Here is a 15,615-nt window from a genome sequence, read left to right as displayed (position 1 = left end):
TGTTTTAGCTTATTTTTCTGGCGCTGCCGCGACGCGGCGGTTGCGCGTTCATGTGCGGACGAATCTTCTTCTGCTGCTCCCGCGTGCTCACGGCCCCGGCGGTGGCTGGTGGTCGACCGGTTCCACCCGGTGCAGGCGCACGTCGATGGTATCCCGGGCGCTGATGTTGATCTCGCGTTGGGGGAAGGCGATGCCGATGCCGTGTTCGCGAAAGGCCTGTTCGATCGCCAGATGCATCTCGGTCGTCACCCCCTGGCGGATCTCCATGGTCTCCAGGTAGCAGCGCAGCACCAGTGTCAGGGCGTTGTCCCCGAAGGCCTCGAGCGTCGCCAGCGGGGGCGGGTCCTTGAGCACGCGCGGGTTGGCGGCGGCGGTTTCGGTCAGCAGGGTCAGGGCCAGGCGGGCGTCGCTGCCGTACTCGATGCCGACGGTGATGACGATCCGGTTGAGCTGGTCGGTCAGGGTCCAGTTGAGCAGGCGCCCGGTGATGAACTCCTTGTTGGGGACGATCAGTTCCTGGCGGTCCCAGTTGCGGATGGTGGTGGCGCGGATCTCGATCTTGGTGACGATGCCGGTGACGCCGCCGATCGTGACCGTGTCCCCGACCCGCACCGGGCGCTCGAACAGGATGATGATGCCGCTGATGAAGTTGGCGACGATCTCCTGCAGGCCGAAGCCGATGCCCACGCTCATCCCCGCCACCAGCCACTGGACCTGGGACCAGCGCAGGCCCAGGGCGCCGAAGGCCGTCAGGATGGCGATGGCGGTGATGGCATAGCTCACCAGGGTGCGCACCGCGTAGCGGGTGCCGGCGTTCACCGAGCTGCGCCGCAACAGCAGGATCTCGATCAGGGCGGGCAGGTTCTTGGCCGCGATCAGGGCGACCGACAGGATGACCACCACCAGGCCCGCGTCGGCGGCGGTCACCGGGACCAGTTGCTGGGCCCCGTCCACCGTGGTCGCGGAGTGCCACAGGACGATCTTGCGGAAGATGTTCAGGGCCGGCAGCGTCGGTGACCAGAGCCACCACAGGCCCAGGACCGCCAGGATGAAGATGCTCGCGTGCAGCAGCTTGCGCGTCTGTTCATCCAGGATTGCCAGGTCCGGCTCCGGCTCCTCGACGGGCGGCGGGGCGTCCGTGGCCTCGCCGTCGCGTGCCGCGCCCCGGCCGCCCGCGCTCGCGGCGGCGGCGCGGCGGGTGCTCTGGCGCTCCATGGCCGCCTGCAAGGCCAGATCACGCCTGGTATAGACCAGCCAGCGCACGATCACCTGTTGCAGCATGACCAGCCCCAGGGCCAGCCAGGCGCTCTGCACCAGGGACTCGAAAAGGGTGCCGGCCGTGTACAGGAAACCGAGCCCCGCCAGTAACCCCAGGGCCAGGGGGGCGCCGACGATGATGGCATACCAGAGGTTGCGCAGGCGGTTGGCCCAGTCGTCCGGGTGGGCCGCCAGGAGCCGCGCCAGGACCCCGGAGCGGGGATTGAGCAGGGTACCCAGGAAGACCGCGGTCCCCAGCATGGCGCCGATCAGGACCAGGCGGCCCAGGCTGTCGCTGTTGACGCTATCGCGGTTGAGGTAGAGGGCATAGGCGATCAGGCTGCTGACGACGATGAAGGGGGTGAACCAGCGCAGGTGGCGACGAATTTTCTTGAGGACATCGCTCTCCCAGCGAAAATGCCGGTCGGCGACCCCCCCGGGGAGACAGGTCAGGCGAAAGGCGCGCAGGAAATAGAGCCCGAGCGACACCTTGGTCAGGCCGTTGCCGATGGCGCGGGTGAAGCTGGTGGCCTCAATGGAGGCCGAGAGTGCATGGCCCAGCAGCAGGATGGTCAGCGGCACCGGCAGCGCCGCGACCAAGGTCAGCCCGATCGCCTCCAGGGTGTAGCCGAACCGGTCCGTGCGTACGCGCCGCAGGGGCTCGGCGGTCGCCAGGATCGCCCGTTTGATGGCCCCCTGCTTCCAGAGCAGCAGCAGGACCGCGAGCCCGCCGACCCCGGGCAGCGGTGAGTGCAGTGACTCGTAGCCCAGGACCCGCAGGGCCTCCATCCAGCCCCGCGGCGAGAGCAGCCAGGCCGCGGCCCCGGGCAGGGCCGACAGGCTCTTGAACGACAGTGGGTCGGTGCTGCGGACCCACAGCAGGTTTTGGGCGAGGAAGGCGTCGTAGTCGGCGGCGCTCTGGATCAACTGCTCGGCGGCGTCGTTGATCTCGCCCTGTTTGCGGATGTAGGCGTCGGTCCCGGCCAGGGCCTTGTCGATCAGGGCGCGGCGCTTCTCCAGGAGCTGCGCGAGCTCGTCGCGGACCTCGTCGGTCTGCGCCGCGGGGTTGGCGGCGGCCATTTCGGTGAGGACGGCGTCCAGGTCGCGCAGGGCGCGCTGTTCCTCCCGAAAGCGGATCTGGCTCAGCGTCGCCTCGGCGATCCGGTCGTTGCGCGCGGCGATCTCCTTGCGGAATTTGCGCAGGTCCGGCAGGTCCTGGCGCCGATCGATCAAAACCTGGCCCAGGGCCTGATTGACCCCCGCGACATCGATGCGCTCCCGCGCACCCCGAAAGTCGGACTCGATGCGCTTGCGTTCCCGTTCGGTCTGGGCGAGCAACTCGGCGAACTGATCGAGTTGCCCGGCCAGTTCCCCCAGGGTCCCGGTCAGTTTGGCATTCTCGTTGGCAGCGTCCTGCACCAGCGGGTGCTTGTTGACCGCGGCCCGTTGTGCGTCCTCGGTCTCACGCCGCGCCTGTTCCGCCTCGCGCTTGCGGCGTTGGTCCTGCACCTCCTGGAGTTGCGTTTGGCGCTCCTTGACGCGCCGCAGGTTGAGCGCCTGTTGCTCACGCTGGGCGCGATAGAGTTCGTCGCGCGCACTCTGGCTCGCGAGTTCCTGCTCCAGGGCGCGCGACTCTGCCGTCAAGGCCTGGCGGCGCGTGGCCAGGACCCAGGCGGCCGCCTGGGTCGCCTCCGGCGATTGGTTCGGGGGCGCCGGGGCCTGCGCGTCCGTGTCCAGTTGCTCGAGCAACTGGCGGAGGTCCGCCACCCGGCCGCGCGCCTCGCTCGTGCGGGCGGCGGCGCCGTCGATGGCCTTGTCCAGTTCGCCGATCCGCGCCTCGGCGGCGGCGGTCTCGGTGCGGGTCTTGGCCAGTTGCTGCTCGAGCTCCTCGCTCGACAGTCCGACAGGGCCGGGGACGGCCGCCTTGACGTCATCCTGGCCGGCCGCGACCTGCTTGCGGATCTCGGCCGCCTGGTTGGGGGCCTCCTCCAGGGCGCGGGTGAAGGCGCCGGCCTTGGCCGCGTATTCAGCGGCCGCGTCCAGCGCGGCCGCGGCCCGCCGATAGTCGTCGATCAGGGCGGTCCTGGCGGCTTCGTCCAGGCCCTTGAGGGACTGCGCCTGCTTGATCCTGGCCTCGATCTCGGTCGGGGTCGGGGTGCCCGGGAGGGTGGTCGCCGCGCTCGCCGGCCGCGGCGGGGACGCCCCCAGGGTCAGCCAGGCGAGCAGGAGCAGCCAGACGCCGCACTTGGCAAGGTCCGATGTCTGAATCATGTCTGTTGGTTCGCGTTCATTTGCGGCCGATGATTGATCTTAAGAAGCGCGGTTGCGTCAAGGTGCGCCAGCGCCGCGACTCACCCTGCAGGCCGAGCGGCGGCAGCAGCAGCAAGACGGCGCCGTAGAGGGCGCCCCCGGCGCCCACCATGGCGGCCAGGTACAGGACCCGGGACCCGGCGAGCCCCGCGGTCGTCAGGGCCAGGTCAGTCGCGGCCAGCACCAGCGCCATGATCCCATTGAGGCGCAGGATTGGCCACAGGGCGCGCCCCAACCGGCCCCAACCCAGCCCCAGGGTGCGGTTGGCGAGGCCGGCCAGGCGGGCGGCGTTGTGGATGAAGCCGGGCAGGGCGCAGACCGCGACTCCGACGAGGCCCCAGTGCAGGCCGATTGCGGTGCCGCAGACCAGGAGCGCCAGTGTCTCCAACTGGATCCGGATCTCGCGCCCCAACTGATTGTGGGAGGCGGCCACCGCGCGCGAGAGGTTGGCGATCACCCGCAGCGGTCCGGCCAGGGCCAGGACCTGCAAGGGCAGGGCGGCGGCGGCCCAGGGTTCGCCATAGAGGACCACGATCAGCGGTTCCGCTACCCAGAGCAGGCCGACATACAGGGGCATGGCATAGAAGGACACCAGGGTCAGGGCGCTCAGGAAGACCGCGGCGCACTGCTCGCGGTCGTCCTGGAGCGACGCCAGGGCGCGAAACAGGGTCTGGTAGGCGGCCCCGCTCAAGAGGTCGTTGGGCATCTCCGCCAGGCTGTCGCCCTTGTTGTAGAGACCGACCGGGCCGGCGCCGAGGTGGCGGCTGATGAGGGTATTGGCGGTCTGGGCGCGGGCGTATTGGATGATGTCGTTGACCGAGAGCTTGAACCCGTAGACGCCGAGCGTGCGGGCGGCGGCCGGGTCGAAACCGAGCGCCGGGACCCAGCCGGCCCGCCGCGCGCTGAGCAGGGTCCGGACCAGGGCGCCGACCAGGCCGCCCAGGGCGAGGCTGGCCGCGCCCAGCCCCAGGAAGGCCAGCAGGGTGCTCGCGAGCCCCGCGCTCAGGCCCCCCGCGAACATCAGGACGGAGAACTCGCGAAAGCGCATGGCCCGGTGCAACAGCGCCGTCGGTACCGCCATGAAGGGCCGCAGCAGGAAACCGAGCGAACTCAGACGCAGCAAGGGCTCAAGGCGGGGGTCGCCGAACCAGGCGGCGAAGGCGGGCGCGATCAGGTTCAGCGCGGCACAGATGGCCGTGCAACTGACCAGCAGGAGCGCGAACAGGGTGCGCACGTCCCGCGGGCCCAGCACCTTGGCCCGCACCAGCGCCTCGCTGGTGCCGTTGGCGGCCAGGAAACCGAGCGCCCCGGTGAGGATCTGCACCGTGACCAGCAGCCCGAAGTCGGCCGGCACCAGGAGCCGCGCCAGGACCACGCCGAAGCCGAGACTCACCAGTTGGACGCCCAGGTCGCCGGTCAGGACCCAGAGCGTATTGGTCCTCAGGCCCGCGCCCAGGCTCACGGGCCCCCCGGCAAGGTCTCGAATCCTTTCACAAAGACACGGAGGCACGGAGAAGAAGCAGTTGACAACAAAGTTCTACAGCCGTGCGGCGGTGGCCGTCACAGTCCAGGCTTGCGTGGACCAAGGGACTCCACCATGATGTGGACCTCGCGCCCGGCGGGCCGCGACCAGCTGCGCGTTCACTTGCGCTGTTCGCGGACCAATTCTCCTGGAAAGAGTAGTCATCCACAGATGAACACAGATGAACACAGATGATTCATTGGCTTACGCTGGTCGGGGGCTCACCTTGCGGGTGATGATGACAGGAGCGATAAGCGCATGACAATTTGCAGAAAATCTGTGTTTATCTGTGTTCATCTGTGTTCATCTGTGGACTCTTGGAATTGTCGGAGCGGGTAAAAGCCGCGCCCGCGGTCATGATGTCACTGCCGGTGAGTCTTCGCAATGCTGTACCAACTCAAGGTTCGGGCCCTGAAATCGCCGCTGTTGCAGCGGCTGAGCGCGCGCGCACAGGCGCTGTTCGGCCGCGGTCTGGGGGTGAGCGAGGTCCCGGACCGGCTCAAGGAGGACCTGATCAGGCGCCTGGTGCCGGGCAAGACCTTTGCCGACATCGGCTGCATGTGGCGGGTGAACGGGCTCTTTTCATTCGTGGCGGAGGACGCCGGGGCGGCGCGCGTGGCGGCGGTCGACATCTATCCGGCGAGTCGCGAATTCACCGCCGAACTGGTGCGGCTCGACTCGCGGGTGCAGTTCATTCAAGGCGACATCCACGACGCCGGGACACTCCAGGCGATCGGCCGCCGGGATCTGGTCTTCTGCTCCGGCCTGCTCTATCACACCCCCAATCCGATCGACACCCTGATGCAGTTGCGCCGGATCTGCGACGGGGTCCTGATCCTCAACACCAGCACCGTGCCCGAGCACCCGGGGATCAAGAACTTCGCGGTCTTCTATCCCTACCTGGACCAGGGCCAGCGGCGCCTCTGGAGCCTGGGGGAGGGCGCGCTGGGGGTTTCGACCCCCTATGATCCGGCCCAGGGCTATGCCAACTGGATCTGGGGCTTCTCCCACTCGTGTCTGGAGTCGATGCTGCGCTGTGCCGGCTTCCGGGTGATCGAGCGCTATGGTCAGGGGTTTCTGTCCTGCGTGGTCTGCGAGACGGTGGCCCCGGGCTTCCTGCCGGCTGCCGGGGACTGGACCCTGGCCCCGGTGCCCAGGACCTTTTCGGGGCAGGGCGCCGCCCCGCCCGCGGCACAGCCGGCGGCGGGCTCGCCATAGATCCAGCGCAGCACGGCCTCCTCCACCGCCTTGCCGCGCCAGGTCTGCAGCCGCGGGTTGTTGATCATCGACACCATGATCCAGCGGCGGCCCGTCCGGTCATCCACGAACCCCGCAAGCCCGGTGGCGCCCGCCATGGTCCCGGTCTTGAGGTGTCCGTGCCCGCGCAGGGCCTCGTGCTTGAAGCGCCGGTGCAGGGTGCCGTCCACCCCCAGGATCGGCAGCGACGCCATCAGCTCCGACATGCCCTGGTTGGCGTAGGCGAAGGCGAGCAGCCGCCCCAGGCTCCGGGCGCTGATCCGGTCCTCGCGCGACAGGCCGCTGCCGTTCGTGACCACCAGCTCGGGGAAGTCCAGCCCCTGTTTCGCCAGCCACTCCTTGGCCGCCGCCTCGCCCTTGGCCGGGGTGGCCGGGCGGCCGAAGCGCTCCATCCCGAGCGTCAGGAACAGGGTGCGGGCGATGAGGTTGTTGCTCCATTTGTTGACGTCGCGCAGGATCACGGGCAGTTCCGCGGACTCGTGGGTGTGGAACAGGACCGCGTTCTTGGGCCGCACCCCGTCGCGCACCTGGCCCTCCAGGGTCCCGCCCAGTTCCTCCCAGAGGGCGAGCGTGGCGCGGCCCGCCTGCTGCAGCGGCTCCAGCAGCAGTCCCTCGACATGATCGCGCCCGCAGCCGGCGGCGAAGGTCCCCTGGAGCGTCATAAGCGCCGGCCCCTCCCCCGCGACGGCCACATGCACCCGATGGTTCTTCGCCTGACAGGCGCCCTGGACCACCTTGAGCTCATTGCGCAGTTCCACATGGGCGACCGGCGGCGACAGATAGGCGCGCAGCGTCTTGGCCGCCGGGTCCAGTTGCAACTCCACCGCGGTCAGTTGTTCATTGAGGCTGAAGGCCACCGGCAGGGCGTTGTAGCCGGACTGCCCCTTGCCGTCGAAGGCCGCCCGGGTCGTTTCCGGCGGGGCGAAGGCGCTGTTGTCGATGATCAGATCCCCGCCGATGCCGGTGAGACCGCGCGCCTTCAGCTCCCACAGCAAGCGCCACAGGTCCTCCAGGCGCAGGCTGGGGTCGCCCCCGCCCTGGATGATCAGGTCGCCGGCGAGTCGGCCATTGACCAGGGGGCCGCTGAGCCAGACGCGGGTCTGCCAGCGGAAGTTCGGGCCGAGCTGCCCCAGGGCGACGATGCTGGTCAGGAGCTTGATGGTCGAGGCCGGCACCCGCGGCACCTCGCCGTTGAGGTCCACCCGCGGCTGCTCCTGGGTCACCTCGCGCACATAGAGGCTCAGATCCGCCTGGTCGATCTGGTGCAGCCGCAGCGCGCGGTCGATGTCCACGGGCAGAGGTCCGCCGTGCCCCGCCGTCGGGAGCAGCCAGAGGGCGAGCCAGAGCCGCGGCAGGAGGCGGCGGGCCGCCGGCCGCGCGCGGTGGGATGATGCAGGCACAGGGGGCGATCTCCAGTCAGGGTGACCGCCCAAGGATACCAGGGACCCGGTGCGACACCGAAGCCGCGAGGTCGTCGCGGGTGCGATCAGAACCTGAGAAACCGACTGTCTGGTCCGGCCGGACACGGCAAGCCTCCCGGCAATCGGTATATCATCGACTGTTTTGCGATCCATACGCCGGGATGAATGCGGGTCCCGGCGCATCCGGGACCGCGCCTGGACCGCTCCAGCCGCGGCCCCGGTGCGCCCTGAGCGAGCGGACGCCACCCGGCAGCGCGCCCCGCCACCCGACCAAAAACCCTGTGAACCGGCTACGGGCAGCGACACGCCGGCGGGAGACCAGATGAATAGCGACGCCACCGGCCCCCCGCGCGAGCCCTGGGCCCCTGTAGCGCCGGCCCCCCAAGGGCTTGAGCGCGTACTGTTCATCGCCGCGCTGGCACTCGCCGCGCTCCTCGGCAATCGGTTGAGTCTGCCGCTCGCCTTCGGGGTCGACTTCCTGTTCGGCTCCATCGCCGTGATGCTGGCCCTGGCCCGGCTGGGGACCGGGGCCGGTCTGGTGGTGGCCCTGGTCGGGGGTGCCTACACCTGGCTGCTCTGGGGCCATCCCTACGCCCTGCTCATCTTCCTGGCCGAGGCCGCGGCGGTGGGCTGGCACCGGGACCGGGCGCGCCGCCGCGGGTTGGCCACGCCGCCGCTCGCGGTCTCCGCGGCCCTGTACTGGCTCCTGCTCGGTGTCCCGCTCGCGCTGCTGGCCCATCGGTTCGCGCTGGGGCTGGGTTGGATACCGACCCTGCTCATTGTCGCCAAACAGTCACTGAACGGCATCCTCAACGCCGCGCTCGCCGATCTGGTCCTGGTGGGCGGCGCACTGCTGACCCGGCAGAAATCCGCGCTGTCCTTACGTCAGGTCCTGTTCGGTGTCCTGCTGGCCGCGCTGCTGATCCCCTCGATCCTGCTGAACGCCTGGGAGAACCGGGGCCTGAAAGACCGGTTGGAAGCCGCCCAGGCGACCAGCCTGCGGCTCTTCGGTGAACTCGCGGTCCATCAACTGCTGGTCGACTCGCAGGGCCGCGGCGCGGACCCCGCCGCCCGGGAGGCGCAGTTGGCGGTCATGAGGTCGGCGCTGGTCGAGAACCTGCCCCCGTCATTCGACCCCCAACTGCGCCTGGAGCCGGGGCCGGCCCCGGTGCCGCAGCCCCCGGCGGGCACGACCCCGTCGCCCTTTAGCCGGGTCTTCGGCAGTTTGGCGAAACCAGGTCAGGTCATTCCCACCGCCGTCCCGGGACTCGTGTTGATCCTGCCGAGCGGCCGCTATCCCTCGCGTGTGGGCCTGTGGCGTACCGCGGTGTATCGCCTGGAGCTCCCCGTCCAGGCGCCGCCCGCCCGCGGCGGCCCCGGCGCCGGGGGCGCCGCGGACGCCCCGCCCGAGGATTTCAGTCTCGTCATGCAGTGGCGCGCCGCGCCCCTGGTCGATCAGGTGCAGGGGGTGGCGACGCGGCTGCTGGTGTTGCTGCTGGGCGTGACCCTGTTGGGGTTGGTCGTGGCGGCCGGCTTGAGTCTGCGGATCGTGCGGCCGTTGCGCCAGTTGGCGGCGGGCAGTCGGGCGCTGCCGGCCGCCATCCGCGGGGACAGGCCCTGGCCCGCGCCGGTCCCCGGCCTGCTGGCGGAGACCGGCGAGTTGGCGGATGCCGTGGCCGAGATGGCGGGGTCCCTGGCCGCGAGCTTCCGGGCGCTACGCGAGGAACGCGACCAGCGTGAGGCACTGAACCTGGTCCTGGCCGAGCAGGAGGAGCGTTACCGCACCCTCTACGAGACCATGGCCGAGGGGGTGGTCTACCACGGGGCCGACGGTGTCATCACGGACGCCAATCCGGCGGCGCAGCGCCTGCTGGGCCTGTCGCTCGAGGCGCTGCGGGGCCGTGACCCGCTGGATCCGCGTTGGCAAGCGATACGGGAGGACGGACTGCCCTACCTGGGCGAGGAACACCCCGCCATGGTCGCCCTGCGCACGGGTCAGGCTCAGGCCGGGGCCGTCATCGGTATCCTGAACCCACAGACCAACGACACCCGCTGGCTGCTGGTCCATGCCCACCCGCAAGTCAGGCCCGGTGAGTCCAGCCCCTATCGGGTCTTCACCAGCTTCGCGGACATCACCCGGCTCAAGCGGACCGAGCATCGGCTGCGGGCCATCCTCGAGGTCTTGCCCCACGGCATCGCGGAGGTGGACCCGCTGACCCGCCGTCTGCTGTGGTGCAGCGGGTCCATGCTGCGTCTCTTCGGCTATGGTCCCACCCAGTGGCAGGGGCTCAAGGTGGAGGACCTGCATCCGGTCGAGTCCCTGCCCCGGGTCCTGGCCGAATTCGAGCGCATGGCCCGCGCCGATCTGGCGCCCGCCCTGGACCTGCCCTGCCGCCGTCGCGACGGCAGTCTCTTCTATTGCAAGGTGTCCCCGGGCCTGGCGAGCCTGGGCACGGAGACGATACTCATCGCCTTCTTCACGGACGTGACCGCCGAATTCCAGGCGCGCCTCGCCCTGACCCGCTACAACGCCCAGCTCGAGGACCTCGTGGACGCCATCAGCCTGCCGCTGCCGCTCGCCCAACAGGTCGGCACCCTGCTGTCGCTCGGTTGCCGCCGCCTGGGCCTGGGCGCGGCGGTCCTGGTGATGATGGACGAGGAACGCGGTCACCGGGTGCTGTTCGCGGCCCCTGACGACACCCAGGACGGGGTCGCGCGCGGTCTCGAGCGCGCCTTTCTCGACGAGGCCTTGACGCATCCGGGCAGCCCGGTGGTGCTGGGGCCGGAGCGGCTGCCCGGCGCGGCGCTCGCTGCGGGCCTGCGCTCCTGCGTCGCCCTGGCCTTCGCCGGCCCGCGTGCGGACGGACGCACCGACTCCCTGGTGCTGTCGCTGTGGGGGCCGGGGCCGACCCTGGATCTCGGTGGGCCCGGGCACCAGCTCATCCGTCTCATCGCCCAGCAGATTGCTGCGGTCCGCTACCAGGAGCAGATCCAGCGTGACCTGATGCAGGCCAAAGGCGAAGGGAATGCACACACCGGTGGGAGCCAGAGTTGAATCGCGACGCGGCCGCCGATCCCCCACGCGCGCCCTTGGCCCAGGTCTCGCCACCCCTCAAGGGGCGCGAGCGCGCACTGCTCACCGGGGCCCTGGCACTCGCCGCGCTCCTCGGCAATTGGTTGAGTCTGCCGGCCAGCTTCGGGGTCGACTTCCTGTTCGGCTCCATCGCCGTGATGCTGGCCCTGGCCTGGCTGGGGACCGGGGCCGGCCTGCTGGCGGCCCTGGTCGGGGGCGCCTACACCTGGCTGCTGTGGGGCCACCCCTATGCCCTGCTGACCTTCCTGGCCGAGGCCGCGGCGGTGGGTTGGCACCGGGACCGGGCGCGCCGCCGCGGGTTGGCCCCGCCGCCGCTCGCGGTCTCCGCGGCCCTGTACTGGCTCCTGCTCGGTGTCCCGCTCGCGCTGCTGGCCCATCGGTTCGTGCTGGGGTTGAGTTGGACGGCGACCCTGCTCATTGCCGTCAAGCAGGCGGAGAACGGTATCCTCAACGCCGCACTCGCCGACCTGGTCCTGGTGGCCGGCGTGCTCCTGACCCGGCGCCAATCCGCGCTGCCGCTGGCGCAGGTCCTGTTCGGTGTCCTGCTGGCCGCGATGCTGGTTCCCTCCCTCCTGCTCAACGCCTGGGAGAATCGGGGCCTGAAGGACCGGCTGGAGGTCGCCCAGGCGGACCGCCTGCGGCTCTTCGGCGAACTCGCGGTCCGTCAACTGATGGCACTGCCGCCCGGCCGCGTCGCCGACCCCACCTTCGTGGAGGCGCAACTTCAAGTGATGCGCAGTGCGCTGGCCGAGCACCTGCCCGCCGCCTGCGCCCCCCAACTGCGCCTGGAGCGCGGGCCGGCCCCGGTGCCCGAGACCCGGGTGCCCGCGGCCTGGTCCCCCCTGACCTGGGTCTTCGGTCGGCAAGCCAGACCGGGCCAGGTCATTCCCACCGCCGCCCCCGGGTTCTCGCTGATCCTGCCGAGCGGTCACTATTCCTCGCGCCTGGCCTGGTGGCATGAGGCCCGTTACCGCATGGCGATCCCGGTCCACGGGATCCCGGCCCTCGACGCGGCCTACCCCGTCGACCCCGCCGACTCGGCGCCCCAGGGTTTCAGTCTGGTCATGGAACTGCGTGCCGCCCCCCTGATCGATCAGTTGCAGGGGGCGGCGGCGCGGCTCCTGGTGCTGTTGCTGGCCGTTGCCCTGCTGGGGTTGCTGGTGGCGCATGGCTTGAGCCGGCGCATCGCGCGGCCCCTGCGCGAACTGGCCGACGACAGCCGCACCCTGCCGGCGGCCATCCGCGAGGACCGTCCCTGGCCCGCGCCGGTCCCCGGCCTGCTGGCCGAGACCGGCGACCTGGCGGACGCTGTGGCCGAGATGGCGCGGTCACTGGCCGCGAACTTCCGGGCCCTGCGCGAGAGCGAGCTGCGCTTCCGCAGCCTCTTCGAGACCATGGCCGAGGGGGTGATCTACCGCGATGAGCAGGGGGCCATCACGGACGCCAATCCGGCCGCCCTGCGCCTGCTCGGGCAGTCGCCCGAGCGACTTTTTGGCACGGGTATCGCGGACCTGCCCTGGCAGGTGTTGCGCGAGGACGGCAGCCCGCTCCCGGCCGCGGAGCACCCGGCCATGGTCGCGCTGTGCACCGGTCGGGACCCGGGTGAGGCCGTGATGGGCGTCATCGCCCCCCTGACCGGCGATACCCGTTGGCTGCTGGTCCACTCACGCCCTGAAGTCAGGCCCGGTGAGTCCAGGCCCTTCCGGGTCTTCACCAGCTTCGCGGACATCACCCGGCTCCAGCAGACCGAGCGGCGGTTGCGGGCGATCATCGAGGCCTCGCCCCACGGCATCGTCGAGGCGGACCCGGTCACCCGGCGTTTGCTGTGGTGCAGCGGGTCCATGCTGCGCCTCTTCGGCTATGGTCTCGCCCAGTGGGAGGGGCTGCGGGTGGAGGACCTGCACCCGGTGGAGTCACTGCCCCGGGTCGCGGCCGAATTCGCCCGGATGGCGCAGGGCGATCTGGCGACCGCCCTGGAACTGCCCTGCCGCCGCCGCGACGGCGGCACCTTTTATTGCAAGGTGTCCCCCGGTCTGATGCGGCTCGGCCGGGACTCGACCCTCGTCGCCTTCTTCACCGACGTGACCGCCGAGCGCGCGGCGCGCCGCGCCCTGGAACTCAGCCAGGAGTCACTGCTCAAGGCCCAGGAGATCGCCCGGCTGGGGTCCTGGGAGTTCGATATCGTCAATGACCGGGTGTCCTGGTCGCCGGAGGCGTTCCGCATCTTTGAACAGGACCCGGAGCGCTTTGAACCCTCCTACGAGGGCATGCTGACCACCATCCACCCGGAGGATCGGGCCCTGCTCGACCGGGTGTATCGGGAGTCGGTCGCCAAGCGTATCCCCTACGAACTGGAGCACCGGCTGCTGACGCCGGACGGTCGGGTCAAGTGGGTCTATGAGCGCAGCGAGACCGACTACGCCGCCGATGGCACGCCGCTGCGCTCGCGGGGCACGGTACAGGACATCACCGAACGCCGCCTCGCCGAGGTGCGGCTCCAGGAGAGCGAGGAGCGGCTCGCCTCAGTGTTCGAAAATGCACCCATCGGCATGGCCCTGGTGGAGCCGGACCTGCGGATCAGCCGGGTCAATCGCGCGCTGGCGGACTTTCTCGGGCGGACGCCGGCGGCGCTGATCGGCATGTCGATTGCCGCGGTGACCCACCCGGATGACCTGGGCGCGGACGCCGCCCAGTTCACTGAACTGACGGCTGGCCGCCGGACCTCCTACCGGATGGCCAAACGCTACCTGCGCCCGGATGGCAGCGTGGTCTGGGGCGACCTGCGGGCGACCCTGCTGCCGAGCCGCCCCGGCGAACCGCCCCTACCCCTGGGGATGGTCGAGGACATTACCGAGCAACGTGCCGCGACGCAGCGTCAGCAGGCGCTCGAGGCGGCCCTGACCCGGTACAACCTTCAGCTCGAGGAATTCGCGGACCTCATCAGCCTGCCGCTGCCGCCCGCCGAACAGATCGGCAGCCTGCTGTGGCTGGGCTGCCATCGTTCGGGGGTGGGCGCGGCGGTCCTGGTGACGATGGACGAGGAACGCGGCCAGCGCGTGCTGTTCGCGGCCAACGGCGACCCCGGCAACGGGTTCACGCCCGAGCTCAGCCGCGCCCTGGTCGTCGAGGCCTTGACGCACCTGGGCAGCCCCTGCGTCCTGGCAGCGGAGCGGCTGCCCGCCGCGGCGCTCAGCGCGGGCCTGCGCTCCTGTGTCGCCATGGCCTTCACCTGCCCGCGCCCGGACGGACAGGCCGATACCCTGATCCTGTCGCTGTGGGGGCCCGAGCCGTCCCTGGACCTGGATGGACCCGGGCGTCAGATCATCCGTCTCATCGCCCAGCGGGTGGCCTCGATCCGCTACCAGGAGCAGGTCCAGCACGACCTGGTGCAGGCCAAGGGCCGCGAGAGCATCGGCCACCTGGCGAGCGGTATCGCCCATGACTTCAACAACCTGCTCGGTGTCATCGACGCCAATGTCTACTATCTCGAGGCGCGCCTGGGCGACCTGGCCCCAGCGGATCCGGAGTTGCGTCAGGTCATGGAGGAGACCCAAAGCGCCCTGGGTCAGGCCAAGGTCATCACCTCCGGGATGCTCTCGCTGAGCCGCGCCGGCGGGGTGCCCCTGGAGTCGGTGGACCTGGCGCCGACGGTCGCCGAACTGGAGCGCATCCTGCGTCAGGTCCTCCCCGCCGCGATCGACCTGCGGGTCGCCGTCGCCCCCGGGACCCTGGCCTGGAGCAACGGCGCCTTTCTCCAGTCGGCACTGCTCAATCTCGCGTTCAACGCGCGTGACGCTATGCTCGACGGCGGCGTCCTGTCCATCGCGGCGCAGCCCATCCATTGGGATGGGCGCCTCCCCTTGGCGGTGGGCGCCGTGGCGTCCATGGACTGCATCGCGCTGCGGGTGAGCGACACCGGCAGCGGCATTGCGCCGAGCCTGCTTACCCGGATCTTCGACCCCCTGTTTTCCACCAAGGCGCGCCAGCGCGGTCACGGCCTCGGGCTCTTCATGGTGCAGGAGTTCGTCACGCGCTCCGGGGCCGGTCTGGCGGTCGAGTCGCAACCCGGGCACGGGACCTGCTTCAGCCTGCTGTTGCCCCGCGAGGCCCCCGCCGTTGGGGTCATCGAGGCCCCCGGCGGTCCGAACCCAGTTGGACCGCCCCCGGTCCCGCCCGCGCCCCCCGCGGACGGCGCGGACGGCGCGGCGCCCGCGCCGCTCTCCGGCCTGCGGGTGCTGGTGGTGGAAGACGACCCGCGGGTGCGCGAGGCGGTCGGCCGGCTCCTGACCCTGGACGGCGCCCGCCTGGGCCTGGCGGAACAGGGTCAGGCCTGCCTCGAGCTCCTGGAGCGCGACGCCGCCTTCGACCTGGTGCTCTCCGACATTGCCATGCCGGTGCTCGACGGTATCCAACTTTACCAACGCCTGGCGCAGGGGCGCCCCGAACTGCCGGTCATCCTGATGACCGGTCAGAAGGACGCCTTGAGCGCGCTCGACGAACTGAGCGAACGCCCGACGGTCCTGCGCAAGCCGCTGGACCCGGCGGTCCTGCGCGGCGCGATCCTGGCCAAGACCGGCGGGCGTGCGCGCGGCGGCGCGGTGGTGGGCAGCTCTTAGGATGGGCAGAGCGAGAGAGACTGGGCAAGTATTCCCGTAGGATGGGTAGAGCGCAGCGAAACCCATCGTTTGCGCGCGCCTAAGGCGTTGATTGCTGGGTTTCGCTGCGCTCTACCCAGCCTACAAATCGCACGCGGA

5 protein-coding genes and 1 pseudogene are annotated in these 15,615 nt (G+C 70.4%); 3 read left to right on the top strand and 3 right to left on the bottom strand.

Annotated features, from left to right (window positions below; translation table 11 throughout):
* Positions 1-87: 87 nt before the first annotated feature.
* Positions 88-3,528 carry a mechanosensitive ion channel domain-containing protein gene (locus THSYN_RS21530; RefSeq protein ID WP_100920933.1) on the bottom strand — a complete coding sequence of 1,147 codons (3,441 nt, stop codon included), beginning with the start codon at positions 3,526-3,528 and terminating at the stop codon, positions 88-90.
* Positions 3,529-3,544: 16 nt separating this feature from the next.
* Entirely contained in the window at positions 3,545-5,029 is a 1,485-nt protein-coding gene (locus tag THSYN_RS21525) for a lipopolysaccharide biosynthesis protein (RefSeq protein ID WP_157817846.1), read from the bottom strand.
* A gap of 444 nt (positions 5,030-5,473) precedes the next feature.
* Between THSYN_RS21525 and THSYN_RS36090 the strand changes: the two genes are divergently transcribed.
* Positions 5,474-6,307 carry a class I SAM-dependent methyltransferase gene (locus THSYN_RS36090; RefSeq protein ID WP_100920931.1) on the top strand — a complete coding sequence of 278 codons (834 nt, stop codon included), beginning with the start codon at positions 5,474-5,476 and terminating at the stop codon, positions 6,305-6,307.
* A 62-nt stretch (positions 6,308-6,369) separates the two neighbouring features.
* Here THSYN_RS36090 and dacB read toward each other — a convergent pair.
* Positions 6,370-7,920, bottom strand: a pseudogene (gene dacB / locus THSYN_RS21515) (D-alanyl-D-alanine carboxypeptidase/D-alanyl-D-alanine endopeptidase); the annotation flags it as partial.
* A 169-nt stretch (positions 7,921-8,089) separates the two neighbouring features.
* On the opposite strand from dacB, the gene THSYN_RS21510 reads away from it, so the two are divergent.
* Both THSYN_RS21510 and THSYN_RS21505 read left to right on the top strand, forming a co-directional pair.
* On the top strand, positions 8,090-10,822 hold the full coding sequence (locus THSYN_RS21510) for a PAS domain S-box protein (protein WP_157817844.1): 2,733 nt from the start codon (positions 8,090-8,092) through the stop codon (positions 10,820-10,822).
* Complete coding sequence (locus THSYN_RS21505) at positions 10,819-15,477, top strand: hybrid sensor histidine kinase/response regulator (RefSeq protein WP_100920928.1); 4,659 nt, start codon at positions 10,819-10,821, stop codon at positions 15,475-15,477. Before THSYN_RS21510 ends, THSYN_RS21505 begins: the two co-directional genes overlap by 4 nt.
* The last annotated feature ends 138 nt before the right edge of the window (positions 15,478-15,615 follow it).

This window comes from Candidatus Thiodictyon syntrophicum, from assembly GCF_002813775.1.
In the GTDB taxonomy this organism is placed as follows: Bacteria; Pseudomonadota; Gammaproteobacteria; order Chromatiales; family Chromatiaceae; genus Thiodictyon; species Thiodictyon syntrophicum.
The sequence above is the reverse complement of the archived record's forward strand: the minus strand, read 5'-3'. Positions and strand labels throughout refer to the sequence as shown.

Bases quoted from the DNA above. Each gene is read 5' to 3' on its own strand.
- THSYN_RS21530 (WP_100920933.1), bottom strand. From the start codon at position 3,528: ATGATTCAGACATCGGACCTTGCCAAGTGCGGCGTCTGGCTGCTCCTG.
- THSYN_RS36090 (WP_100920931.1), top strand. From the start codon at position 5,474: ATGCTGTACCAACTCAAGGTTCGGGCCCTGAAATCGCCGCTGTTGCAG.
- THSYN_RS21510 (WP_157817844.1), top strand. From the start codon at position 8,090: ATGAATAGCGACGCCACCGGCCCCCCGCGCGAGCCCTGGGCCCCTGTA.